This is a genomic window from Bradyrhizobium sp. CCGB01 (assembly GCF_024199795.1).
Lineage (GTDB): Bacteria > Pseudomonadota > Alphaproteobacteria > Rhizobiales > Xanthobacteraceae > Bradyrhizobium.
Genome location: NZ_JANADK010000001.1, coordinates 5710216 through 5733422, shown reverse-complemented (window position 1 = coordinate 5733422; position 23207 = coordinate 5710216). Strand labels below are relative to the sequence as shown.

Here is a 23207-nt window from a genome sequence, read left to right as displayed (position 1 = left end):
TATCCACATTAGTCGCTCACGCAAGAAGCGAGCAGGGATGCCCGGCGAACCCGTCAAACCGCGTGGCCGTGATGCCGTCTCGAGAGAGGCTGGCGGCGCGCTGCCCCAAGCCAGCACTTCGGAGGACATCGCCGCGTTCGTCGCCAAGGCGCGTGCGCTGTCGCCGCATGCCCCTGGCGCGAAGGGGCGGCTGATTTTCGCGCTGGATGCGACGATGAGCCGGCAGCCGACCTGGGACATGGCCTGCGCGCTCCAGGCGGACATGTTCCGCGAGGCCGCAGCCATCGGCAGTCTCGACATCCGGCTCGTCTACTATCGCGGTTTCAATGAGTGCCGCGCCACGGGCTGGATCTCGGACAGCGCCAGGCTCGCGACGTTGATGAGCAAGATCGACTGTCGCGGCGGCGACACCCAGATCGGCAAGGTGCTGAGCGACGTCCGGCGCGAGGCGGTCGCTTCGGGCGTGCGTGCCGTCGTCTTCGTCGGCGATGCCATGGAGGAGCAGCTCGACGAGCTCTGCGCCAAGGCCGGCGAGCTCGGCATGCTCAAGGTCCCCGTGTTCGTGTTTCAGGAAGGCGGCGACGCCGTGGCCGAGCATGCCTTTCGCGAAATCGCGCGGCTGACCGGCGGGGCTTGGTGCCGGTTCGATCCCGGCGCGGCAGCGCAGCTCCGTGAGCTGTTGCGGGCAGCCGCGGCCTATGCCGCCGGCGGTCGCGAGGCGCTGCTGAAATTGGCGCAAAGCGCGAGCGGCGCGGCGAAGTTGATCGGCCAGATGAAGTAGCGCCGGCGCGGTCTATGCGGAACGAGGACACCATGCATTTTGACGATCGGGCGACTATAATCCGGCCATGACCCTGATCGCCGGCGCCGTCGCCGTTATCACGCTTTATCTGCTGCTCCAGATGTTCCGCTCCGCCAATCCGGCGGTGCTGGCGCGCGCCATCAAGTTCGGTGGTGGCGTGGTGGCGCTCGCGGTCGCAGCGTTCACGGGCCTGCGGGGCGAACTGGCGGTGGCGATCCCGCTCGGGATCTTCGGCGCCGGGCTCCTCGGCTGGACGCCGCTGGCGAACGCCGGCTTCGGCAATATCGGGGGGCTGTTCGGCGGCGGCGCAACGCGCGCGTCCGGACAGGCCTCGCGGGTGCGCTCGCAATTCCTGGACATGCGGCTCGACCACGATTCCGGCCAGCTCAAAGGCCAGATCGTCGCCGGGCCTCACGCCGGGCGCGATCTCGACGAGTTCGATCTCGCCGGCCTGCTGGCGATGGCTCCGGCGTTCGACGCCGAGAGCGTGGCCCTACTTGAAAGCTATCTGGACCGCCGGTTTCCCGCCTGGCGTCAGAACGCGCAGGGCGATGCGGCAGGGCGGCAGCGCCGCACGGCGCCGAGCGGCAAAATGACGGCGGAGGAAGCCTATCAGATCCTTGGCTTGCAGCCGGGCGCGGGACGTGACGACATCAGCAGGGCTCACAAGTCCCTGATGAAGAAACTCCATCCCGACCAGGGGGGCTCGACGTATCTCGCCGCCCGTGTGAACGAGGCCAAGGATACTCTGCTTCGTACGCATAACGGCTAACTCCGGCACTACGCTACAAACGCCCGTACCGCGTGAACTCCGCTTGCTCTGTTTGCCGTCGCCCAGATGCCCGCCATTGCCGGCGTGGTCGATCCCTTGCGTAAAAATTTAACCGTAAATTGTTGACGAGAAGTTGTCGCGGAACTGACTTTGTCTGACCGCGTCCCCAAAACAAAAATGCCCGCGCAAGGCGCGGGCATTTTGTTTGGGGCGGGTCCGATAGATCAGTTGCGGACGGTGATGCAGGAGATGTCGGCGCGCTTGAGGGCGCGGCAGACGGCCTCGGCTTGGTCCCGCTCGAGCCCGGCGAAGCGGGCCCGGTAAAGCTTGCGATTGTCCTTGGCGACGACCTCGGTGAACGGGTCGGCCTTGCTGAGCAGGCCGCGGGCCGAGCTGCGTGCGGCGTCGATACGCTGCTGAGCCTCGTTCTCGCTCTCGAGCGCGCCGACCTGGACGATCCAGCCGCTATGGGTGACGACGGGCTTGGTGGTGGCACTCATCTGGATCGGCTGCGGGGCAGGATCGGCCGAAGCGAGCTTCGCGGTCGTGGGGGCAGGGGCCGCAGCGGTTGTGGCCGGCAGCACGCCCAGGATGCCGTTGCCGGTGCCGAAGCCCGCCGGCTGACGGGGCATCTCGGTGCGGGCGATCTCGGCCTTCGGCGCGTCCGGCTGGCTCGCCGTCTCGGGCCTGTTGATGAGATCGGCCCGGGCGACCACGGCGCCGGAGGTTTCCGCGACGTCGGAGCGGGCCGCAATTGTGCTGGTGACCTGCGGTGCGACCTGAGCCGGGGCGGCGGAGGCGACCTTCACGGCGCCGGCCTTGACCTGAACCGTCTTCACCCGGACCGGCTTCATCGGCTCGGACGAGCCGGGGATGATGGAGAGCGGCTGGCTCGAGATCACACCATTGGTGAGCGGCGCGGGCTCGATCTTGGATTCAGTCTGCCGAACTTCAGGTTTGGCCTGAGCCGGCGGCATCGCGGCCGTCGCAGCGGCAAGGGTGGACAGGCGCGCAGCCAGACGCGACGGGGCGGCCTCGGGAGCGGCCGCAGCCTGAACCTGCGGAGCGGGGCGGGCCGGGGTCTCCGATGCATCGGCAACGTCGGTATTGGCGTCAGCGCCGTTGCGCTCGGTGACGGCGACGACGGTGTGGGTGGTCGCGCCCTTATCGAGGTTCTCCGCGAGCAGGTTGCGCATGATGGCGTCGCGCGAGCCGCCGCTGCGGCCGCCGAGCACCACACCGATCAGATGGCGGTTGCCGCGGCGCATCGAGGTCACGAGGTTGAAGCCGGAGGCGCGGGTGTAGCCGGTCTTGATGCCGTCCACGCCCTCGACGCTGCCGAGCAGATGATTGTGATTCCGGATCGACTGTCCGCGCCAATTGAACGTCGAGGTCGCGAAGTAGCGGTAGTAGCGCGGGAAGCGCTCCTGGATGGCGCGGCCGAGCGTGGCCTGGTCGCGCGCGGTCGTGACCTGCTCGTCGTTGGGAAGGCCGTTGGCGTTGCGGTAGACCGTCTTCGACATGCCGAGCGAGCGCGCCTTGCGCGTCATCATCTGGGCGAAGTCGTCCTCGTCGCCGGCGATCGCTTCCGCGATCACAACGGCCGCGTCGTTGGCCGAGCGGGTGACGAGACCCTTGATCGCGTCCTCGACGCGGATGGTCTGACCGGCACGCAGGTTCAGCTTGGTCGGATCCTGATCGGCGGCGTGCTGCGACACCGGCATCTCGGTGTCGAGCTTCATCTTGCCGGACTCGAGGCGCTCGAACAGCAGATAGAGCGTCATGATCTTGGTCAGCGAGGCGGGGTGGCGAATTCCGTCGGGGCTCGTTGCCTGGAGCACGGAGCCGGAATTGCCGTCGACGATGATCGATGCGAATTTCGGGCTGGAACTCTCGGACACATCGCGCTGCACCCGGTGGTGCGCGTAGTGGCGGCGGTGACGCCGTGCCTCGGCAGCATCCGTGAAGATGATTACGGTGGTGACCGTAAGAAGCCCGAAAACGCCAACCCGCGCCAAGCGCGAGGAAGACAAGTTTTTACGAAGCATGAAACCCCGTCCCCGTTTCTGACTTGATCACCGGCTCGTGGGGCGAAATTGTGCCCACTGGACCCGGGATCATTACCTGCTCAGGCTGTCCCTCCGCTGGTGTTCGCTGCGGGGGACGTTGGGCCTGAGCCGCTGTTCTGGCTAAGGTGGTGTTCTCAAACGGCTTTTGACCGTTCGCGGAAGATGAACACGTCCAGGGAATCAGGGTAGGGGTCCGCGGTTTCCAAAAGCTTAAGGAACCCTTGCGGGAAACCCCGGGAATCTCCGAGATTTGCATCGAATTTTGTGCGTCGCACAAGATTCTTGACTTTTTTGTGCGTTGCACTATTTTTGGGCGAAGTCAGGGAGCCGGGGCTTCCGGACGAGAGCCAGGGAAAAGGATTCCGAAATGTTCAAGGTTGAAGACTTTCAGAGCTACGGGAAAGAGCAGTTCGAGCAGTGCGTTGCTTCCGCGACCTCGATGCAGCACGGCCTCCAGGCGATCGCCAGCGCGTATGGCGACTACACCAAGAAGTCGTTCGAAGACACCAAGTCCTTCGTCGAGAAGCTTTCCGGCGTGAAGTCGCTGGACAAGGCCGTGGAAGCGCAGACCGACTTCGCCCGTTCCGCCTACGAGACCTTCGTTGCGGAATCGCAGAAGATCGCCGGCCTCTACAGCGACCTCGCCAAGCAGGCGTTCAAGCCGGTCGAGACCGTCGTGTCGAAGTTCACCCCGGCCGCCAACTAACGCTTTCTGGAAGTCCTGGAATCAAAAAGCCCGGCTGATGCAGTCGGGCTTTTTTTGTTCGTGCGAGCTGGTCTGGATTACTTCGCGACGCGCAGCTTGGAGATCTGCGTGAGGATGTTCTTGAACGCATCGGACGTGTCGGACGACTTCATGATCATCTGGAAATTGCCATTGGTCGCGCAGTCCTGCAGCACCTGCGATTTGGCGTCCTTGCTGTTGATGTTGACCTGGATCGTGAAAATCGTGACCGGGTTTGCCGTGTCGCCCTTGATGTTCTGGCAAAGGATTTCCTGGCGGTCGTCGATGCTGGACTGGGTCGTGCTCCAGCGGTTCTGGGTGTTCAAGCCGTCGGACAGCAGCACGATGTAATCCTTGTAGACGTAGTTGCTGGCTTTGGGCGGTGCCGCGATCGGTCCGTTGGTCGTACTGAGGGATTGCCATCCCCACGCGAGGCCCACGGCCTGGTTGGTATTGCCGCTCGGGGCCATCGCGGTGATCTGGTCCTTCAGCGTCTGCCACTGGTTGCTCATCGGAAAGACGGTGGCCGGAAGGCAGCCCGACCACTGCTCCGCATAGAATTTCGTAGATGGGGTTCCGCTGCCCGAGGCCGGGTCAGTGTTCTTGGTGTCGTAGTCCTGATCGCGATCGTTGACGCAGCCGGTCCAGGTGTTGTGCCCGGGGGCTGCTGCCGCCGTTGCCGCAGTGCCGTCGCCGCGCCAGAGGTGACAAATCTTGCTCGAGCCGCTGCCCGTGCAGGTGCAGCTCGTGTTCGATCCGCAGCTTGCGCTCGAGCCGGTGACGGTCGTGTAGCAGCCGTTGTAGTAGATACCGGACTTGCCCGCGAGCTTATGGCCGCTGTCCACGCTGGGACAGATATACCCGGCATAGGTGCCGGTCGACGGTATCGTGCTGACGCTGCTGGCGCCGCTCAACGTTGCGGGCCGGTCCATGCAGGTGAAGCCCTGGCTGCTGTTCGTGAAGGGGCAGTTCGATCCGCCGACGGCCGAATTGAAGCTGTTGGACTTGTTGTTGACGAGGATCGGAGGCTCGGCCTCCCACTCCGTCCAGTTGATCCACGACGCGCCAACATTGGTGGTGTCGACGTTGACGTCCTTCGAAAACGGGATGATCGAGATGTAGACGTCGCCGGTCTGCTTGTTGTAGCCCGACAGCGTGTCGATCATGTCCTTGGCCGCGGTCTGCATGGCGGCCATCTTGCCATTCTGGGCCATCGATCCCGTGTTATCCAGGATCATCGCCACCCGCATGCGGGTGTTTCCCCATGCCGATGTCGAGCTTGCGCTGAAATCTAGTGTCGGATAGCCGGCGACCCTCATGAAATCGGTCGGCATGGAGCCGGAGCCGGTGACGACGACGTTCGAGATTCCGTTGGCGTCTTTGGCCGTGTAGGTGGCGTGAATGTCGGCTGTCGACACCGTGCCGGTGTTACCGGTGTAAAGACCGCTGAAATAGGCTTTGGCCTTGGCCTCGATGTCGGCTTCCGTGATGATGCCGTTGGTCAGGTCTTTGGAAACCATCAAGGCTGCGGAGTCCAGCGCGACCTGCAGCGAGCTGCGCGCTTTGACGCCGCGGCCATAATCGATCGCGGCGCCGACGAAGCCCAGCACTGGGACCAGCGCAATGGCGAAGATCACGGCGATATTGCCTTGCTCGGCGCCGGCAAAGCGGGCGAGCTGTCGACCGATACGGCTGACAACGGGCGGGCGAAACATGGCGATCCCCGAGATCTGTGATTTTGCCCGGTTTGACGCCACGCGATTGAACGGCAGGTAACTGGGACCGTAGAAAACCGGAGGTATCGCGCGCGAAGCCGCCGCAGCCGCCTTGACGGCCGGGTTCCTGGTCAAGAGGTTCTAAACGGTGAAGGCGGAAATTTTTGTCAAATCGGTCTGGATTGATTAACCTTGGCCGGGATCGCCCGGACCGGGAATCGGGACTGCTCCGGCCATATCGGCCAGACCGTTGCACGCTTGCGGCGAGCCGGGGGCAGGCCCATATTCCCCACAATCGATCCGGACCTGACCGGAGCGGTTGGAAGCGGCGATCCAACAAGACGGCGCGCCCGTGCAAAGCTCCGAAGGGCGGGGCCGTGCGGCTGACCGTCACTCGCTTCCGTGGGGAATTTGAACGCCTGAGCCATGCCGCACCTGACTTCCAGACTAGACCTGTCCGCGCCAGCCGCTGCCCACGCTCCTCGCATGAGCAATGACGAGAACCGTTCGGGTGGACCGACGGGTCCGAATACCTCTGTCATCACCAAGGTCAAACCGAAGACCAAACGGCCGAACCTGTATCGTGTGCTGATCCTGAACGACGACTACACGCCGATGGAATTCGTTGTTCATGTGCTGGAGAAGTTCTTCCAGAAGGACGTCGAGGCAGCGACCAAGATCATGCTGCACGTCCATCATCACGGCATCGGCGAGTGCGGCGTGTTCACCTACGAGATCGCCGAGACCAAGGTGACGCAGGTGATGGATTTCGCCCGCAAGCACCAGCATCCGCTGCAATGCGTGATGGAGAAGAAATAATCCTCCGCGCGGCGCGTGACGCAGACGCTCGCTGCGCATGTCGCAGTGTGATCGCCGCGTGATGGCCGGCCGACCACCGTGCGAAATCCTGTCTCCGCGCCGATCCTGCCCAACTCGGAACGGGTTTTGCATCGAAAATACGGCAGGCATGTCGCCGCCGAGTCGCGGAACCGGTCTTTCGCCGCGATCTTGTATAACTATATGTGACAAAGGTTGTTGTTGCCTGACCGGGCGATGGCGATCATGATGGTGGGGGCCATAGAGGACGCGAATGCCGACTTTTTCCCAAAGCCTTGAACAATCCCTGCATCGTGCACTGGCGATCGCAAACGAGCGTCATCACCAATACGCGACGCTCGAGCATCTCTTGCTCTCCCTGATCGACGATTCCGATGCAGCCGCCGTCATGCGCGCCTGTAGCGTCGATCTCGACAAGCTCCGCACGAGCCTCGTCAATTATCTTGAGACCGAATTCGAAAATCTGGTGACGGATGGCGCCGACGACGCCAAGCCGACCGCCGGTTTCCAGCGCGTGATCCAGCGCGCGGTGATTCACGTGCAGTCGTCCGGTCGCGAAGAGGTGACCGGCGCCAACGTGCTGATCGCGATCTTCGCCGAGCGCGAGAGCCACGCCGCGTACTTCCTGCAAGAGCAGGACATGACGCGTTACGACGCCGTCAACTACATCAGCCATGGCATCGCCAAGCGGCCCGGCGTCTCCGAGGCGCGCCCTGTTCGCGGCGTCGACGAGGAGACCGAGGCCAAGGGCAACGAGGACGCCAAGAAGAAGGGCGAAGCGCTCGAGACCTATTGCGTCAACCTCAACAAGAAGGCGCGCGACGGCAAGATCGATCCGGTGATCGGACGCAATTCCGAGATCAACCGCGCGATCCAGGTGCTGTGCCGCCGGCAGAAGAACAACCCGCTGTTCGTGGGCGAGGCCGGCGTCGGCAAGACCGCGATCGCGGAGGGGCTTGCCAAGCGCATCGTTGACAGCGAGGTGCCGGAGGTTCTGGCGGCCGCGACCGTGTTCTCGCTGGACATGGGCACGCTGCTCGCGGGCACGCGCTATCGCGGCGACTTCGAGGAACGCCTGAAGCAGGTGCTGAAGGAGCTCGAAGCACATCCCAACGCCATCCTGTTCATCGACGAGATCCACACCGTGATCGGTGCGGGCGCGACGTCGGGCGGGGCGATGGATGCGTCGAACCTGCTCAAGCCGGCGCTTGCCTCGGGCACGATCCGCTGCATGGGTTCGACCACCTACAAGGAATACCGCCAGCACTTCGAGAAGGACCGCGCGCTGGTGCGGCGCTTCCAGAAGATCGACATCAACGAGCCGACGGTCGAGGACGCGATCGCGATCCTCAAGGGCCTCAAGCCCTACTTCGAGGACTACCATCGGCTGAAGTACACCAACGAGGCGATCGAGGCCGCTGTGCAGCTCTCCTCGCGCTACATCCACGACCGCAAGCTGCCCGACAAGGCGATCGACGTGATCGACGAGTCCGGCGCGGCGCAGATGCTGGTGGCCGAGAACAAGCGCAAGAAGACCATCGGCATCAAGGAGATCGAGACCACGATCGCGTCGATGGCGCGGATTCCGCCGAAGAGCGTGTCGAAGGACGACGCCGAGGTGCTCAAGCATCTCGAGCAGACCCTGAAGCGCACCGTGTTCGGCCAGGACAAGGCGATCGAGTCGCTCGCCGCCTCGATCAAGCTGGCGCGTGCCGGCCTGCGCGAGCCGGAGAAGCCGATTGGCTGCTACCTGTTCTCGGGTCCGACCGGCGTCGGCAAGACCGAGGTCGCCAAGCAGCTCGCGGCGACGCTCGGCGTCGAGCTGTTGCGCTTCGACATGTCCGAATACATGGAGCGGCATACCGTGTCGCGCCTGATCGGCGCGCCTCCCGGCTATGTCGGCTTCGACCAGGGCGGCCTGCTCACCGACGGCGTCGACCAGCATCCGCATTGCGTGGTGCTGCTCGACGAAATCGAGAAGGCGCATCCCGACCTCTACAACGTGCTGCTCCAGATCATGGATCACGGCCGGCTCACCGACCATAACGGCAAGCAGGTCAACTTCCGCAACGTGATCCTGATCATGACCACGAATGCGGGCGCGGCGGATCTCGCCAAGCAGGCATTCGGCTTCACGCGCTCGAAGCGGGAAGGCGACGACCACGAGGCGATCAACCGGCAGTTCGCGCCGGAATTCCGCAACCGTCTCGACGCTATCGTCTCGTTCGGCCATCTCAGCGTCGAGGTGATCGGCACGGTGGTCGAGAAGTTCGTGCTTCAGCTCGAGGCGCAGCTCGGCGATCGCGACGTGACCATCGAACTGTCCGAGCCCGCCAAGACCTGGCTGGTCCAGCATGGTTACGACGAGCAGATGGGCGCACGTCCCATGGCCCGCGTGATCCAGGAGCACATCAAGAAGCCGCTGGCCGACGAGGTGTTGTTCGGCAAGCTGAAGGGCGGCGGCCACGTCCGCGTCGTCCTCGTCAAGGACGAGGCCGACGAGAGCAAGGACAAGATCGGCTTCGAGTTCCTCGACGGCCCGGTCACGCCGAAGCAGGAGAAGCTGCCCGGCACCCGCAAGCGTCCGCCGGGCAAGTCCAAGCCGGGCGGTGGTTCTGGCGGCTCCGGCGGCTCGAAGGGACCGACCTCGAAGGGCCCGCTGGTCAAGGCTTGATCGGCCGCGCAATGAATCGAAAAGGCCGGCTGGAAAAGCCGGCCTTTTTGTTTGCGCATTCGCTATGCCGCGAGCATGCGACTGGGGCGGATGCAATTCGAGAAAGACGGAGAGGAGCTTCGTTTACTACTGTTCTGCTGGCGGGGGTGGCGCCGCCGAAGCAGTAGGAGTGGGCGGGGCTTTCGGCTTCGCCTTGGGCTTCTTTGCGGACTCGGTAACGACCTTTTGCGCGTCCCCGGTGTCTTCTCCACAGCGGCGTTGCTCCGCGAGCGCGGCCAAATACTGCTGACGAGCCTGAAGTGCCTGAATTTCGGTATCAGCCGTTCCCTGGAAGTCCATGCCGAACCAAAGGACGGGAATGACCAGCCCGGCGACGCCGGCGGCGACGTTTTGGGCAACCTTCAAGCCCTTGTCGGACGCGAGTTGCTGAACCTTTGCGTTGTTGGTTTGGACCTCGATGGCAATTGCCGCACAGTCCATGTAGCGGTCCTGAGGCTGCACCACCGAAACCGGCGCTGGAGCGCGACCCGCACATCCGCTCACCGCTGCAGCCACGACGCAAAGCGCCGCGACCTTGAAATGACTCATAAAATATCCCCCAGCCTTGGTTGCAATAAGCGCAACCAAAGCGCGAGCGCAATACTCCTTGCGTGGCATCGTATTACTACGGATCGGCCTCGGCCGGAGCGAGGTTGCTATTCGCCGCGCAGGCGCTGGTCGTCCTGCACCCGGACGTGCTCGGCGCCGCGTGCGCCCGCTGGAGACAGCCGCAGCATGCTCAGCACCGCGCCGCAGAGCGCAAATCCCACCCCGACGAGGAGCGCTATCCGTGTTCCCTCGACCGGATAGCGGCCGAGCAGCAGCGCCACCAGCGCCGCCCCAGTGGTCTGGCCGAGCAGGCGCGCCGTTCCCAGCATGCCGCTGGCGCCGCCGGCGCGCTCGCGCGGGGCGGCCGCGATCATGGTCCGGTTGTTGGGGGTCTGGAACAGGCCGAAGCCGGCACCGGCAAGCGCCATGCGCCAGATTACGTCGAGCGGGGTCGGGCTTGCGGGCAGGAAGGCGAGCGCGCCGAGGCCGCAGGCAAACAGCGTGAGCCCGATGCCGCCGAGCAGGCCGGCCGGATAATGCTCGACCAGGCGGCCGGCGAGCGGGGCCGCGAACGCGACCGCGATAGGCCAGGGCGTGATCAGGAGTCCCATATGCACCGCCGAATAGCCGAAGCGGCTCTGGAGGTAGAACGGGATCGCGACGAAGGCCAGCATCTGTCCGCAGAACGAGGCGATCGAGGTCGCAATCGAGAGCGCGAACACCGGGATGCGCAACAGGTCGACCGGCAAGAGCGGCGAGGTCATGTGGGTTTCGCGGTAGATCAGCAGCGCGCCCGCGACGATGGCGATGGCGAATTGAATGAGACAGGTGATGGCGGCCTCGCCATGACCGACGCTATCGACCGCGGCGATTCCGACGCCGAAGGTGATCGCGGACAGCCCCGCGCTCTGCCAGTCGAAGGAACGGGCCGCGGGGGTGGTGTGCGGCAGGCTGCGCAGGCCGAGCACCAGCGTCACTGCACCGAGCGGGACGTTGATGGCGAACAGCCAGGGCCAGGTTCCGACCGCGAGGATGCCCGCGGCGAGCGTCGGCCCGACCGCGGCCGAGAAAGCGACGACGAGTGCGTTGATCCCGATGCCGCGGCCGAGCTGGCTGCGCGGATAGGTGAAGCGCACCAGGGCCGCGTTGACGCTCATGATGCCGGCCGCGCCAAAGCCCTGGAGAATGCGCGCGATCGTCAGCAGCGGCAGCGTATGCGCCAGCGCGCAGAAGGCGGATGCGAGCGTGAACAGGACGAGCCCTGCCAGATAGACGCGCCGATAGCCGACGATCTCGCCGAGCGACGCCAGCGGCAACAGCGAGATCGTGATCGCGAGCTGGTAGCCATTGACGATCCAGATCGAGAAGGCCGGGCTCGCATCGAGGTCGGCCGCGATGGTCGGCAGCGCCACGTTGGCGATGGCGCTGTCAACGACCGCCATGATGATGCCGAGTGCAATCGTCAGCACCGCCTGGTTGCGCTGCGGCTGCGGCAGGCCGTCGGCATGCTCGATCGGGGCAGACGACATGATGGAGGCAAGCTTGATTCGAGCCGTAATTTACCTCCGGATTAGGAAATTGCAGGAGTGATCGCAACCCGGCGGGACACGGACAGTTCCTGTTCCGGAGTCCTGCCGGCGCGGCAAACATGGCTCAGCAAGCGCTTTCGCAAGCCGCGCCGAGCGGTCGGTCCCTAGACCGCCGGCGGATTGCGGTCGGTGAAGGTGGTGCGCTGGTGCCAATAGGGATAGGGCAGCGTCACCTTGCTCGCGGCATCGAGCTTTGCGATCTGGTCCCTGGTCAATGTCCAACCGACCGCGCCGAGATTTTCGCGCAGCTGCGTCTCGTTGCGCGCACCGATGATCAGCGTCGAGACCGTCGGACGCTGGAGCAGCCAGTTCAGCGCTATCTGCGAGACGCTCTTGCCCGTCTCCCTGGCGACCTCGTCGATTGCATCGACGACGCGATAGACGTGCTCGTCCGGCACGGGCGGGCCGAACTCGGCCGTCTTGGGCAGGCGGCTCACGTCAGGCTTCGGCTGGCCGCGGCGGATCTTGCCGGTGAGGCGGCCCCAGCCGAGCGGCGACCAGACCACCGCGCCGAGCCCCTGGTCGACGCCGAGCGGCATCAGCTCCCATTCGTAATCGCGCCCAATCAATGAATAGTAGGTCTGGTTGGCGACATAGCGCGGGAAGCCATGCTTGTCGGCGACGGAGAGCGACTTCATCAGGTGCCAGCCCGAAAAGTTCGAAACGCCGACATAGCGGATCTTGCCGGCGCGCACGAGCACGTCGAGGGTCGCAAGCACCTCTTCAGGCGGGGTGAAGGCGTCGAAGCCGTGAAGCTGGAACAGATCGATGTAATCGGTGCCGAGCCGGCTCAGCGAACCGTCGATGGCCGCGAGCAGATGCTGCCGCGACGAGCCGATGTCGTTGGGCCCGTCGCCGAAGCGGAAGGTTGCCTTGGTCGAGATCAAGACCTTGTCGCGGCGGCCCTTGATGGCCTCGCCGAGGACGCGCTCGGATTCCCCGAGCGAATAGACGTTGGCAGTGTCGAACATCGACACCCCGGCATCGAGGCAGATATCGAGAAGGCGCCGCGCTTCGGTCGCGTCCGTCGTACCCCATGCGGCAAGGCGGCCGACGCCGCCGAAGGTGCCGGTCCCAAGGCTCAAAGCGGGCACCATGAGGCCTGATCGGCCCAAGCGTCGGTATTCCATCGATATGCTCCTCGGCTGGCCGCTGGTTGATCGGGGCGGCCTTGGGCGGCGATGGTAATGCAAGCACGCGCGGCGTCCTATTCCGCGCTCACATACCGGCCTTGCTTGGGAATGGCCTAGTCGTGCAGACGCATGTCGTCGAATGCCGTATCGGCGACGCGCGGGCCGACCGTCTTCGCCGAAGATTGAGCTGCGCTCTTGATTGCGGGCACGCAGACCGGTTCGCCGTCACGCGCCTGCCGCGGCAGGAGCGTCAGGCCCCAGCCCACCAGCACCAGGACCGCGAGCCGGATCGCGATCACACCCAGCAGCAGCTCCGATCCGCTTATCGTGGCGTGAGTCCTCATGCACGCCAGCCTGATGCAGGCCGAGAGGCAAGACAATCTGGAATTGGCGAGCATTGCCTTCGCGCAGGGCGAAGGCTCGGCGTGATAGCTGACGATCAGTGCCGCAACTGGCTTTGCCTGAAATCGCGCGGCGACATCCCGAAATGCTCGCGGAAGACGCGGCCGAAATGCGAGAGATCGTTGAACCCCCAGGCGAAGGCGATCTCGCTGACGTGGCGATGGGCCAGCACGGGCGAGGCGAGATCACGCCGGCATTGGGCGAGACGCTCGGCAAGCACATGGCGCTGGAACGAGGTGTCCTCGTCGGCGAGGAGATCGTTCACATAGCGCGGCGAGATGCCAAGTGCCGCCGCGGTCTCTGACAGCGAGAGGTCGGGATCGGCAAGGTGCGTCCGGATGTGCGCTTTCAACCGGTAGAGCAGGGCGGAGCGATGGGTCGAGGACGGCAGCGACGTCTTGCCGAGCCGCTCGCTCAGCGCCATCGCGAGCAGATCGACGGCCTGTTCCGACAACGCGGCGGCATGGTCCGGAGCAAGCCGGTCCGCGCTCTGGCAAAGCCTGACGATGAAATCGTAAGCCAGCCGTTCGAGCGGCACGTCAGTGCCGAATGACATCGCCGTGAGCTTCTCGGTACCGCCGAGCCGGCGCTGCAACATCTCCCGCGGCACCTTGAAGATGGTCTGCGTGAAGGCGTCGTTGAACTTCAGCTCATAGGGACGCGTCGTGTCGTAAAGCGCGAACTCGCCGGGATGGATCACGGTCTCGCGGCCGTCCTGCACCACGCCGCCGTCGCCGCGATTGCCGAGCGCGACCAGGACGAAATCCTGATCCGAGCGTGCGATGCGGGACGGCGTCCGGAACACGTGCTGGCGGTCGGAGCAGACCTCGGAGCACACGGCCCTGCCGAGCGGCGCCTGCGTGACCGAGCCGCGAAAGGCGCTGCCGAGGTCGGACTTGCAGTCGAGCCCGACGAAGACGTCGCAGACGATGTCCTGCCACAGCGCCAGCCGCCGGTAGCCGGGGCTGCCGTCTGTCGTGAACTGGATTGGCATCAGGACAGCCTCCCTTTCACATCCAGAAAAACCGCATGTTGGCGCGGATCCTGCCCGACCGGAGGCAAATCCCGTACCGGGCGGCGATCCCTTCCAGTCGAGTTTTTGTTCCGCCGCGGTCGAGCGCGCGGCCGCCCAGCTTGGCCAAATAGACTGCATCGGACGTGGCTTCCGATCAACCGGCAATGGAGGCGGGAATGGGCATCGAACATCCGAAATACAAGGTCGCGGTGGTGCAGGCGGCGCCCGCCTGGCTCGATCTCGAGGCCTCGATCGACAAGTCGATCGCGCTGATCAGGGAGGCCGCCGAGAAGGGCGCCAGGCTGATCGCCTTTCCGGAAGCCTTCATTCCCGGCTACCCTTGGCACATCTGGATGGACTCGCCGGCCTGGGCGATCGGCCGCGGCTTCGTGCAGCGCTACTTCGACAATTCGCTGTCCTACGACAGCCCGCAGGCCGAGCGCCTGCGCGACGCCGTGCGCAAGGCAAAACTCACGGCCGTGCTCGGCCTCTCCGAACGCGATGGCGGCAGCCTCTATCTGGCGCAATGGCTGATCGGGCCTGATGGCGAGACGATTGCGAAACGCCGCAAGCTGCGGCCGACCCATGCCGAGCGCACGGTCTATGGCGAGGGCGACGGCAGCGATCTCGCCGTGCATGCAAGATCCGACATCGGTCGCATCGGCGCGCTGTGCTGCTGGGAGCATCTCCAGCCGCTGTCGAAATATGCGATGTACGCCCAGAACGAGCAGGTACACGTCGCTGCCTGGCCGAGCTTCTCGCTCTACGATCCCTTCGCGCCGGCGCTCGGCGCCGAGGTCAACAATGCCGCCTCGCGCGTCTATGCGGTGGAGGGCTCCTGCTTCGTGCTGGCACCTTGCGCGACGGTCTCGCAGGCCATGATCGACGAGCTCTGCGACCGGCCGGACAAGAATGCGCTCCTCCATGTCGGCGGTGGCTTTGCCGCGATCTACGGCCCCGACGGCAGCCAGATCGGCGACAAGCTGGCACCGGACCAGGAGGGCCTCCTGATCGCCGAGATCGATCTCGGCGCCATTGGGGTTGCCAAGAACGCGGCCGATCCCGCCGGGCATTATTCGCGGCCCGACGTCACCCGGCTCCTGCTCAAGAAGCGATACCAGCGGGTCGAGCAGTTCGCGTTGCCGGTCGATACTGTCGAGCCCACAGACATCAACGCCGCAGCAAGCTGATCGCCGGGATCGAGGGGAGGGCCTGATCATGGAATCCGCAATTCCTCTGCATCTCGAAACTCCGCGTACGCGCCACAAGCGCGTGCCTGATGACTACCAGCCGCCATATCCGTCCTTCGTGGCGCGCTACAAGCCGGCCGTGAGCCGCGTCGTGATGGCCTATTTCGGTGTGCAGTATCGCGGCGCGGCGCCAGCGGCTGCGACGGCGGCGCTCGCTGAGATCGCGGCGCGGTTTGCCGCCGAGGGCGGGCCCTCGCATTGGGACCGCGCCCGTTACGCCGACCAGGCCGGCTACGAGAACGTCGTCTCGGTGGCCTATTGGGACGACGTCGCGCGCTTCGACACCTGGTTCGCACAGGCGCGCGCTGCATGGACTGACAAACCGCGCGAGGGTATCGGCACCTTCATCGAGGTGCTGCGTCCTGCGGTCGCGCGGCACGAGACGCTGTTCTCTTCGCTCGACCGACCCGAGGGCGTCGCCGCAATTGCCGATGGAATGAGCGGTGAGGTGCAGGAGCACGCTTATTGGGGCGGCATGCGTGACCGCATTCCGCTGTCGCAGACCGATCCGATGACGCCGGGCGGCCAACCCGAGCTGATCCGCGACGGCGCGCGGCTGCGCGTGAAGGCGCACGACAATCTCTGCCTGATCCGCTCCGGGCAGGACTGGAGCGATACCGAGGCGTCGGAGCGAAAGCTCTATCTCGACGACGTCGAACCGGTGCTGCGCGAGGGCATGGACTTTCTGCGCGACGATGGCCTTGCCATTGGCTGCTACGCCAACCGTTACATGCAGGTGCTCTCCGCCGACGGCAGCGTGAACGAAAAATCTTACGGCCAGAGCTGGTGGAAGAGCCTTGCCGCGCTGGAGCGCTGGGCGGAGTCCCATCCGACCCACGTCAAAATCTTCGGCGCGGCGATGAGATATCTCTCGACGCTCGGCCCGTCAGCCAAGCTGCGGCTTTATCATGAGGTCACGGTGGCCGCTGCGGACGAGCAGTTCTTCGAATATCTGAACTGCCATCCGAAAACGGGCATGCTGACGGCGGTCGAGACCGTCAGCGCTTAGGCGCAATGTCCGAGCAGCTCGGGATGCGCGGCGCAGATGTGATGCGCGCCGGCGTCCCGCAGTTCGGCCTCGCTGCCATAGCCATAGAGCACGCCGATCGCGGTCATGCCGTTGGTGCGGGCGCCGATCACGTCGTGGCTGCGGTCGCCGATCATGATCGCGCTGCCGGGATCGACCTTCGCCTCGTCGAGCGCGTAACGCAACAGGTCGCGCTTGTCGACGCGCGTGCCGTCGAGCTCGGAGCCGAACACGCGCTCGAAATAGGGCCGCAGGCCGAAATGATCGATGATCCGGTTGGCATAGACCGCGGGCTTGCTGGTCGCGACGAACATGCGCTGATGCGTCGCTGCGATCGCGGTCAACGTATCCTTGATCCCGTGATAGGCTTCGTTCTCGAACAGGCCGACATCGCTGAAGCGCTCGCGATAGAGCAGCAGCGCGCGGTCGGCGAGTTCCGGGCTGCCGGTGAGCTTTTCGAGGCTCGCATGCAGCGGCGGGCCGATGCACCAGACGAGATCGTCCTCGCTCGGCACCGCGACGTTCAGCCGCTCCAGCGCGTACTGGATCGAGCGGGTGATCCCGGGCTTCGGGTTGGTCAGCGTGCCGTCGAGATTAAAATAGATTGTAACCATCAGGGCGGGACCGGCGTTGATATCGTCGCCCGTTGCTAGTTGGCTGGGCCCTCAAGTCAAGGTCCGATTTGACCGGTATTGTGGACGCCATGCGGATAGCCCGGGTCATTGCTGTGCTGTGCCTCGCCCTCGCGGTGTGGCCGGCGCGTGCCCAGGAGGCGCCGAACCGGTTCGTGCACCCGAGCGTCGAGGAGCTCGCGCATCCAGCGGAGAAGCCCGAAGCGCGCGAGAGCGACACGCGGGAGTCGATCTGCCTGATCATCGAGGCCGCCGCGCGTGACAATAACTTGCCGCTGGAGTTCTTCGCGCGCGTGATCTGGCAGGAGAGCCGTTTCCAGGCCGACGCGGTAGGCCCGATGACGCGCAGCGGCGAACATGCGCAGGGGATCGCGCAGTTCATGCCGGGCACCGCGAGCGAGCGCGGGCTGCTCAATCCCTTCAATCCGGTGCAGGCGCTGCCGAAGTCGGCGGAGTTTCTGAACGAACTGCGCAACCAGTTCGGCAATCTCGGACTTGCTGCCGCGGCCTATAATGCCGGGCCGCGGCGGGTACAGGAATGGCTGGCCGGCACCGGCGGCATGCCGGAGCAGACGCGCAACTATGTTTTCGCCATTACCGGCACCAGCGTCGATGCCTGGGCCAAGGCAGGCAGCACCGGCAAGGGGCCGCGGAGCTCGCCGCCGACCAGCTGCCGCGATCTGATGGCGCTTCTCAAGCGCGCGCCGAACGCCTTTGTCGCCGAGCTCGAACAGCATGTGGAGCTGGCGGCTGCAAAGATCTGGGGCGTGCAGCTTGCCGCCGGCTTCGATCGCAACAGGGCGCTGGCGATGTATTCCCGCGCTGTCACGCGGTTGAGCACGGTGATCGGCGAGCGCGATCCAAGCCTGCTGAGCTCGGTGATGCGCAGCCGCGGTACGCGCGCGTTCTACCAGGTGCGCATCGGCGCCGACACCCGCCCCGAGGCGGACGATCTCTGCAATCGCATCCGGAAGGCTGGCGGTGCGTGCTTCGTACTGAAGAACCGCGGTGTGAGCGGGTAGGACGCCTTCGCCATTCCGGGCCCGCGACGTCGTCGCGCCCCCGAACGACGGCGGTGGGTGTCGGCGCGACGCATGCCAGCCCCGCCGCGCGCTTCCTTGACGCCAGCCATCGCATTGCCCGTTATGCAGGCACGATTCCTCACCTCGGCCAAAGCTCCCGTGGCGCTTCCTCCGCTCGATTCACCTCAATGGCAAAGTCCCTGGCGCGCCTTTGCGTGGGGGCTGCGCTCGATCACGCAGACGATCCTCACTCTCGTGCTGTTCGCGACCTATCTCGGCATCGGCGCGCTGGCCCATGATACTCATTTCAGCCTGCTCTGGGCGCTCTGCTCGACACTGTTCGTCTGGGCGGGCCCGGCGCAGATCATCCTGATCACCACGCTCGGCTCGGGCGCCACCATCATCCAGTCGGCGATCGCGGTGACGGTCAGTGCCATCCGCCTGTTCCCGATGGTGGTGTCGGTGCTGCCGCTGATGCGCACGCCGACGACCAGGCGGCGCGAGCTGTTCTTCGCCGCACATCTCACCGCCGTGACGCTGTGGGTCGAGTGCCATCGCTTCCTGCCGCAAGTCCCGCGCGAACGGCGGATCGCCTTCGTCAACGGACTTGGCTTCGGTCTGGTCTCCGTGTGTCTCACCGCCAACACGGTCGGCTATTTTCTCGCAGCGAACCTGACGCAGACGCTTGGAGCGGCGATCCTGCTGCTGACCCCGCTGTCGTTCCTGTTCTCGACCGCGCGCAACAGCCGCGAGGTCGCCGACGTCGTCGCGCTGGCGCTCGGGGTTCTGCTCTATCCGCTGGCGGCGAAGATGAATTCCGGCCTGGACATCCTCGTCAGCGGCCTCGCGGCCGGCACGATCGCCTATGGCGTGCATTGGTGGCGCGAGGTGCGCGCATGAGCTTTGCGCAGCTGATCGGCGACTGGCATGCGCTCGTCGTGCTGTTCGTCGCCGGCGTTATTCCCAACCAGATTTGGCGCATGCTGGGCCTGTGGTTCGGCGGCGGCATCGACGAGGGCTCCGAGCTGCTGGTCTGGGTGAGGGCGGTCGCCACCGCCATCCTGGCCGGTGTCATCGCCCAGATCGTGGTCGAGCCGCCGGGAGCGCTGGCCAGCGTGCCTGACGCCTTGCGCTACGGCGCGGTCGGCGCCGGCCTCGTCGTCTTCCTGCTGACCCGCCGCTCGATCTTCGCAGGCGTGGTAGCAGGCGAAGTCTTCATGCTGGCCGGGACGTGGTGGTTGGGCTAAAACCGCCGGCGAACAGCAAGGAACTGGAAATATGGTTCGCGAAAACGAGCTCCGCGAGGGCGAGATCGCCATCGAGCTGCCGCCCGCGGAAGATGCCGGCCTCGTCTTCATCGGCCGCATCCGCACGCCCTGGACGTCGCGGATGGAGACGCCGCGACAGGGGCGTCAGGACGGCCCGATATGCCGGCTCGAGATCTTCGAGCCGTTCGTGCCGGCCATCAAGGGTGTCGATTTCTACAGCAATCTCGAAGTGCTCTACTGGCTCGACAAGTCGCGCCGCGACATCATCCTGCAAAGCCCGAAGAACAACGAGAAGACCCGCGGCACGTTTTCACTGCGCTCGCCGGTCCGGCCCAATCCGATCGGCACCTCGATTGTCAAGCTGGTCGGTATCGAGGGCAATGCCATTCTCGTGCGCGGGCTCGACTGCATCGACAACACGCCGCTGATCGACATCAAGCCGGACCGCTGCGAATTCACCCCGCTGGCCGCGCCGCAGCCAGGGGATTTCCAGACGGAGTGAGGTCTCTCCTCCGTCATTGCGCGGAGCTCTTGCGACGAAGCAACCCAGACTGTTCCCGCGGAAACAGTCCGGATTGCTTCGCTCCGCTCGCAATGACGGAGTATGTGGTGATTAGCTCGCCTTCAGCGCCGCGATCAGCTTGGTCGCGTTCTCTTCCAGCACCTTGACGTCTTCCTTGCGGCTCGCGGGCGGCAGCATCGCCACGCCGTCGTGGCGCGGCATCACGTGCATGTGGAGATGAAACACCACCTGTCCGCCGGCGGGCTCGTTGAACTGCTGCACGGTGATGCCATCGGCCTTGAACGCCTTCATCGCAGCCGCCGCGATCTTGTGTGCGCCGCGGGCGACGTGGGCATAGTCATCAGGCTTGACGTCGAGGATGTTGCGGGCAGGGGCCTTCGGAATCACCAGCGTGTGGCCGGGCACGCGCGGCATGATGTCGAGGAAGGCGAACACGTGCTCGTCCTCATAGACCTTGTGGCAGGGCAGCTCGCCGCGCAGGATTTTTGCGAAGATGTTGTTGGTGTCGTAGGCGGTCATGGCGGCTCCTCGAAAATTTTGCGCTTACTGTCACCAGCCACAGCGAACCGTCAAGGCGCCTCGTCGATGCCTTTGCGGAATGGGCCGAGCTCGGCGAGCTCGCGGCCGGCTTCCGCGACATAGGCGCGCTCGCGCTTGAGGTAATCGTCGATGGCGCGGCGCAGCCCGGGATCGGCGATGAAGTGGGCGGAATGGGTCGTCCGCGGCAGGTAACCGCGCGCGATCTTGTGCTCGCCCTGCGCGCCGGCCTCCACATTGTCGAGGCCGTGTTTGATCGCGAAATCGATCGCCTGATAGTAGCAGACCTCGAAATGCAGGAACGGATGATGCTCGACCGCGCCCCAGTTGCGGCCGAACAGCGTATCCGAGCCGATGAAGTTGATGGCGCCCGCGATCCAGCGGCCGTTGCGGCGGGCCATCACCAGCAGCACGTCCCGGCTCATGGTCTCGCCGATCAGCGAGAAGAATTCGCGCGTGAGGTAGGGACGGCCCCATTTGCGCGAGCCGGTCTCCATGTAGAAGTCGAAGAAGGCGTCCCAGGCATCCTCGGTGATGTCTTTACCCGTGAGCCAGTGGATGCTGACGCCGGCAGCGAGCGCATCGCGGCGCTCGCGCTTGATCGACTTGCGGTGGCGCGAATTCAGAGTCGCCAGGAAATCGTCGAAGGTGGCAAAACCCTCGTTGCGCCAGTGGAACTGTTGATCGGTGCGCTGGAGGAAGCCGTGCTGGGCGAGCAGTTTCCACTCCGTCTCGCGCGCGAAGGTGACGTGCACCGAGGAGGCCTTGCTGACGCCGCACAATGCCACCAGCCCGCTCGCCAGTGCCTCCGTGATGCGCTCGCGATCGACGCCGTCGCGGACCAGCAGCCGCGGGCCCGTCGCGGGGGTGAAGGGAACCGAGACCTGCAGTTTCGGATAGTATCGCCCGCCGGCACGCTCATAGGCGTCGGCCCAGCCGCGGTCGAAGACGTATTCGCCTTGGCTGTGCGATTTCAGATAGCAGGGCACGACACCGGCGACGCGGCCATCGATCTTGGCCACGAGATGGCGCGGGCCCCAGCCGGTGCGGATCGTTGCCGAACCCGATTTCTCAACGGCGGAGAGAAATGCGTGGGAGACGAACGGGTTATAAGCGGGCTTTGACAGGGCGAGGGAATTGCCTGGAAGGGCGGATGAGGTTCCAGCGCCATGCCCGTTGCAGGCCTTGTCGGGATTGGCGCAGGCGTCCCAATCCTCTGCGGGCACCTCGCCAATGGAGGGGACCGCCTCGAGCGTGATTTCAGATGATGCCATCATGCCCAAGATCGTGCATTGCAGCAGCGACTTCAAGAGGCGGGAACTATACCCCCTCGTGCCCCTACGGCACGAACCCCTCAAAGATCATTTGATCCGCATATTGCCCGACCCGCATGCGCTGCTCCGGGGTGCGCACGGTCCAGCCGAGCAGGGCGCAGCCGAACACATTGCGGGCGATCCAGGGGGCGGGGGCCGGCAGGTGGTCGACCTTGAAGGCGATGAAATGCGGCTGGGTCTGGAAGCCGTGGCGCAGGTACAGCATGCTGTCGCGTTGCGCCTGCGTCAGCTTCGCCCAGTACTCGTCCTCATAGGTCCGCTGCGCAACGATGCCGCGCGGACGGTTGGGCAGCAGCTCGCTCAGCGCCAGCACCTGATCGGGATCGAAGGACATGCCGACAGCCGGGCCCTGATAGGACGACAGCACCTCGGCCATCCGCTTCACCAGCTTGCGGTCGCCGCCAAAATGGCTCTTCACCTCGATCACCAGCGGCACGCGGCCGGCGACCATGGCGCAGAGATCGCCGAGCGACATCATCCGCTCGGCGGTGTCCTTGAACTTGACGGCTCTCAGCTCTGCGGCCGTCTTCGAGACCACCTCGCCGGTGGCCTCGGTGAGGCGGCCGAGCGCGTGGTCGTGATGAATCATCGCCTCGCCGTCGGCGGAGAGCTGGATGTCGACCTCGATCGCGAAATTGCCCGCGACCGCAGCCTGCACCGCGCCCGGCATGTTCTCGACGATGCCGCGGGAAATGTCGTGCAGGCCGCGATGGGCGACCGGCCGGGCTGTCAGCCAATCAGGGGCGCGCATTCGCGTCAGGCGACCTCGAACACACCTTCGACCTCGACCGCCGCATCCGCGGGCAGCGAGGCGACGCCGACGGTGGTGCGGGCATGGCGGCCCTTGTCACCGAAGGCGGCAACCATCAGGTCGGAGGCGCCGTTGAGGACCTTCGGCCCGTCCAGGAAGTCGGGCGCCGAGTTGATGAAGCCGCCGAGGCGCACCACGCGCACGACCTTGTCGAGATCGCCGAGCGCCGCCTTGACCTGGGCCAGCAAATTGACCGCGCAGCCGCGCGCCGCCGCGGCGCCGTCCTCGATGGAGACGCCGGCGCCCAGCTTGCCCTTGGCGATCAGCTTGCCGTCAGGGGCGAAGCAGACCTGGCCGGAGACGAACAGCAAATTACCGGTGCGCACGAACGGCACGTAGTTGGCCACCGGGGTGGGAGCCTCGTGCAGCTTGATGCCCTGTTCCGCCAGTTTCTGCTCGACCGTGCCCGCCATGTTCGACCTCATTGTCCAAAAAATCATCGGCCCGGGCATGGAAGGCCGGGCGCGCCCTGTTTCGCCCATC

At 65.1% G+C, this 23207-nt stretch carries 23 protein-coding genes; 11 read left to right on the top strand and 12 right to left on the bottom strand.

Translation table 11 applies throughout. The annotated features are described in order from the left end of the window. Positions 1-37 precede the first annotated feature (37 nt). Positions 38-781 carry a VWA domain-containing protein gene (locus NLM25_RS26590; protein ID WP_254138954.1) on the top strand — a complete coding sequence of 248 codons (744 nt, stop codon included), beginning with the start codon at positions 38-40 and terminating at the stop codon, positions 779-781. 67 nt (positions 782-848) lie between these two features. Further along, positions 849-1574 carry a DnaJ domain-containing protein gene (locus NLM25_RS26585; protein ID WP_254138953.1) on the top strand — a complete coding sequence of 242 codons (726 nt, stop codon included), beginning with the start codon at positions 849-851 and terminating at the stop codon, positions 1572-1574. A gap of 224 nt (positions 1575-1798) precedes the next feature. On the opposite strand, the gene NLM25_RS26580 is transcribed toward NLM25_RS26585, so the two are convergent. Beyond that, the gene (locus NLM25_RS26580) at positions 1799-3622 is read right to left on the bottom strand and encodes a serine hydrolase (protein WP_254138952.1); all 1824 of its coding nucleotides are present in this window, start codon (positions 3620-3622) and stop codon (positions 1799-1801) included. Positions 3623-4010: 388 nt separating this feature from the next. On the opposite strand from NLM25_RS26580, the gene NLM25_RS26575 reads away from it, so the two are divergent. Further along, positions 4011-4349, top strand: coding sequence for a phasin family protein (locus NLM25_RS26575; protein WP_254120309.1), 339 nt, complete (start codon positions 4011-4013; stop codon positions 4347-4349). A 77-nt stretch (positions 4350-4426) separates the two neighbouring features. Here NLM25_RS26575 and NLM25_RS26570 read toward each other — a convergent pair whose 3' ends face one another. Further along, positions 4427-6082, bottom strand: a complete 1656-nt coding sequence (locus NLM25_RS26570; protein WP_254138951.1) for a pilus assembly protein — start codon at positions 6080-6082, stop codon at positions 4427-4429. A gap of 486 nt (positions 6083-6568) precedes the next feature. Between NLM25_RS26570 and clpS the strand changes: the two genes are divergently transcribed. Together clpS and clpA are read left to right on the top strand one after the other, a co-directional pair. Continuing rightward, positions 6569-6901, top strand: coding sequence for an ATP-dependent Clp protease adapter ClpS (gene clpS / locus NLM25_RS26565; protein ID WP_015685564.1), 333 nt, complete (start codon positions 6569-6571; stop codon positions 6899-6901). Positions 6902-7172: 271 nt separating this feature from the next. Further along, positions 7173-9593 carry an ATP-dependent Clp protease ATP-binding subunit ClpA gene (gene clpA / locus NLM25_RS26560; RefSeq protein WP_254120307.1) on the top strand — a complete coding sequence of 807 codons (2421 nt, stop codon included), beginning with the start codon at positions 7173-7175 and terminating at the stop codon, positions 9591-9593. A 126-nt stretch (positions 9594-9719) separates the two neighbouring features. On the opposite strand, the gene NLM25_RS26555 is transcribed toward clpA, so the two are convergent. From NLM25_RS26555 to NLM25_RS26535, 5 genes are all read right to left on the bottom strand, one after another. Further along, complete coding sequence (locus tag NLM25_RS26555) at positions 9720-10181, bottom strand: hypothetical protein (RefSeq protein WP_254138950.1); 462 nt, start codon at positions 10179-10181, stop codon at positions 9720-9722. A gap of 107 nt (positions 10182-10288) precedes the next feature. Next, positions 10289-11710 (bottom strand): MFS transporter, encoded by a 1422-nt coding sequence (locus tag NLM25_RS26550; RefSeq protein ID WP_254138949.1) that lies wholly within the window; start codon positions 11708-11710, stop codon positions 10289-10291. A 164-nt stretch (positions 11711-11874) separates the two neighbouring features. Further along, positions 11875-12900, bottom strand: a complete 1026-nt coding sequence (locus tag NLM25_RS26545) for an aldo/keto reductase (protein WP_254138948.1) — start codon at positions 12898-12900, stop codon at positions 11875-11877. Positions 12901-13016: 116 nt separating this feature from the next. Continuing rightward, complete coding sequence (locus NLM25_RS26540) at positions 13017-13247, bottom strand: hypothetical protein (RefSeq protein ID WP_254138947.1); 231 nt, start codon at positions 13245-13247, stop codon at positions 13017-13019. Between the two features lie 95 nt (positions 13248-13342). Then, positions 13343-14299, bottom strand: a complete 957-nt coding sequence (locus tag NLM25_RS26535) for a helix-turn-helix domain-containing protein (RefSeq protein WP_254138946.1) — start codon at positions 14297-14299, stop codon at positions 13343-13345. A 197-nt stretch (positions 14300-14496) separates the two neighbouring features. Here NLM25_RS26535 and NLM25_RS26530 point away from each other — a divergent pair, with 197 nt between their 5' ends. Together NLM25_RS26530 and NLM25_RS26525 are read left to right on the top strand one after the other, a co-directional pair. Further along, positions 14497-15510, top strand: coding sequence for a carbon-nitrogen hydrolase family protein (locus NLM25_RS26530; protein ID WP_254138945.1), 1014 nt, complete (start codon positions 14497-14499; stop codon positions 15508-15510). A gap of 28 nt (positions 15511-15538) precedes the next feature. Further along, complete coding sequence (locus NLM25_RS26525) at positions 15539-16579, top strand: phenylacetaldoxime dehydratase family protein (protein ID WP_254138944.1); 1041 nt, start codon at positions 15539-15541, stop codon at positions 16577-16579. On the opposite strand, the gene NLM25_RS26520 is transcribed toward NLM25_RS26525, so the two are convergent. Next, a complete protein-coding gene (locus tag NLM25_RS26520; RefSeq protein ID WP_254138943.1) occupies positions 16576-17211 on the bottom strand; it encodes an HAD family hydrolase in 636 nt (211 codons plus the stop codon). The two genes, NLM25_RS26525 and NLM25_RS26520, sit on opposite strands and share 4 nt — an antisense overlap. An 89-nt stretch (positions 17212-17300) precedes the next feature. On the opposite strand from NLM25_RS26520, the gene NLM25_RS26515 reads away from it, so the two are divergent. From NLM25_RS26515 to tsaA, 4 genes are all read left to right on the top strand, one after another. Then, the gene (locus tag NLM25_RS26515) at positions 17301-18251 is read left to right on the top strand and encodes a lytic transglycosylase domain-containing protein (RefSeq protein WP_254138942.1); all 951 of its coding nucleotides are present in this window, start codon (positions 17301-17303) and stop codon (positions 18249-18251) included. Positions 18252-18410: 159 nt separating this feature from the next. Next, entirely contained in the window at positions 18411-19151 is a 741-nt protein-coding gene (locus tag NLM25_RS26510; RefSeq protein ID WP_254141271.1) for an AzlC family ABC transporter permease, read from the top strand. Further along, complete coding sequence (locus tag NLM25_RS26505) at positions 19148-19498, top strand: AzlD domain-containing protein (protein ID WP_254120297.1); 351 nt, start codon at positions 19148-19150, stop codon at positions 19496-19498. The genes NLM25_RS26510 and NLM25_RS26505 overlap by 4 nt, the downstream gene beginning before the upstream one ends. A gap of 31 nt (positions 19499-19529) precedes the next feature. Then, a complete protein-coding gene (gene tsaA / locus NLM25_RS26500) occupies positions 19530-20021 on the top strand; it encodes a tRNA (N6-threonylcarbamoyladenosine(37)-N6)-methyltransferase TrmO (RefSeq protein ID WP_254120296.1) in 492 nt (163 codons plus the stop codon). 111 nt (positions 20022-20132) lie between these two features. Here the strand turns inward: tsaA and NLM25_RS26495 are convergent, their stop codons facing one another. From NLM25_RS26495 to NLM25_RS26480, 4 genes are all read right to left on the bottom strand, one after another. After that, on the bottom strand, positions 20133-20561 hold the full coding sequence (locus tag NLM25_RS26495; RefSeq protein WP_254138941.1) for an HIT domain-containing protein: 429 nt from the start codon (positions 20559-20561) through the stop codon (positions 20133-20135). 50 nt (positions 20562-20611) lie between these two features. Further along, complete coding sequence (locus NLM25_RS26490; RefSeq protein ID WP_254141270.1) at positions 20612-21853, bottom strand: GNAT family N-acetyltransferase; 1242 nt, start codon at positions 21851-21853, stop codon at positions 20612-20614. 64 nt (positions 21854-21917) lie between these two features. Then, entirely contained in the window at positions 21918-22664 is a 747-nt protein-coding gene (locus NLM25_RS26485) for a glycerophosphodiester phosphodiesterase (protein ID WP_254138940.1), read from the bottom strand. Positions 22665-22669: 5 nt separating this feature from the next. Further along, positions 22670-23137: a RidA family protein gene (locus NLM25_RS26480; RefSeq protein WP_129272253.1), complete on the bottom strand. Its 468-nt coding sequence runs from the start codon at positions 23135-23137 to the stop codon at positions 22670-22672. Positions 23138-23207: the final 70 nt, after the last annotated feature.

Coding starts and splice junctions, on each gene's coding strand:
- clpA (WP_254120307.1), top strand. CDS start 7,173: ATGCCGACTTTTTCCCAAAGCCTTGAACAATCCCTGCATCGTGCACTG.
- NLM25_RS26520 (WP_254138943.1), bottom strand. CDS start 17,211: ATGGTTACAATCTATTTTAATCTCGACGGCACGCTGACCAACCCGAAG.
- NLM25_RS26555 (WP_254138950.1), bottom strand. CDS start 10,181: ATGAGTCATTTCAAGGTCGCGGCGCTTTGCGTCGTGGCTGCAGCGGTG.
- NLM25_RS26495 (WP_254138941.1), bottom strand. CDS start 20,561: ATGACCGCCTACGACACCAACAACATCTTCGCAAAAATCCTGCGCGGC.
- tsaA (WP_254120296.1), top strand. CDS start 19,530: ATGGTTCGCGAAAACGAGCTCCGCGAGGGCGAGATCGCCATCGAGCTG.
- NLM25_RS26530 (WP_254138945.1), top strand. CDS start 14,497: ATGGGCATCGAACATCCGAAATACAAGGTCGCGGTGGTGCAGGCGGCG.
- NLM25_RS26490 (WP_254141270.1), bottom strand. CDS start 21,853: ATGGCATCATCTGAAATCACGCTCGAGGCGGTCCCCTCCATTGGCGAG.
- NLM25_RS26585 (WP_254138953.1), top strand. CDS start 849: ATGACCCTGATCGCCGGCGCCGTCGCCGTTATCACGCTTTATCTGCTG.
- NLM25_RS26525 (WP_254138944.1), top strand. CDS start 15,539: ATGGAATCCGCAATTCCTCTGCATCTCGAAACTCCGCGTACGCGCCAC.
- NLM25_RS26575 (WP_254120309.1), top strand. CDS start 4,011: ATGTTCAAGGTTGAAGACTTTCAGAGCTACGGGAAAGAGCAGTTCGAG.
- NLM25_RS26570 (WP_254138951.1), bottom strand. CDS start 6,082: ATGTTTCGCCCGCCCGTTGTCAGCCGTATCGGTCGACAGCTCGCCCGC.
- NLM25_RS26515 (WP_254138942.1), top strand. CDS start 17,301: ATGCGGATAGCCCGGGTCATTGCTGTGCTGTGCCTCGCCCTCGCGGTG.
- NLM25_RS26485 (WP_254138940.1), bottom strand. CDS start 22,664: ATGCGCGCCCCTGATTGGCTGACAGCCCGGCCGGTCGCCCATCGCGGC.
- NLM25_RS26545 (WP_254138948.1), bottom strand. CDS start 12,900: ATGGAATACCGACGCTTGGGCCGATCAGGCCTCATGGTGCCCGCTTTG.
- NLM25_RS26590 (WP_254138954.1), top strand. CDS start 38: ATGCCCGGCGAACCCGTCAAACCGCGTGGCCGTGATGCCGTCTCGAGA.
- NLM25_RS26540 (WP_254138947.1), bottom strand. CDS start 13,247: ATGAGGACTCACGCCACGATAAGCGGATCGGAGCTGCTGCTGGGTGTG.
- NLM25_RS26505 (WP_254120297.1), top strand. CDS start 19,148: ATGAGCTTTGCGCAGCTGATCGGCGACTGGCATGCGCTCGTCGTGCTG.
- clpS (WP_015685564.1), top strand. CDS start 6,569: ATGAGCAATGACGAGAACCGTTCGGGTGGACCGACGGGTCCGAATACC.
- NLM25_RS26550 (WP_254138949.1), bottom strand. CDS start 11,710: ATGTCGTCTGCCCCGATCGAGCATGCCGACGGCCTGCCGCAGCCGCAG.
- NLM25_RS26480 (WP_129272253.1), bottom strand. CDS start 23,137: ATGGCGGGCACGGTCGAGCAGAAACTGGCGGAACAGGGCATCAAGCTG.
- NLM25_RS26580 (WP_254138952.1), bottom strand. CDS start 3,622: ATGCTTCGTAAAAACTTGTCTTCCTCGCGCTTGGCGCGGGTTGGCGTT.
- NLM25_RS26535 (WP_254138946.1), bottom strand. CDS start 14,299: ATGCCAATCCAGTTCACGACAGACGGCAGCCCCGGCTACCGGCGGCTG.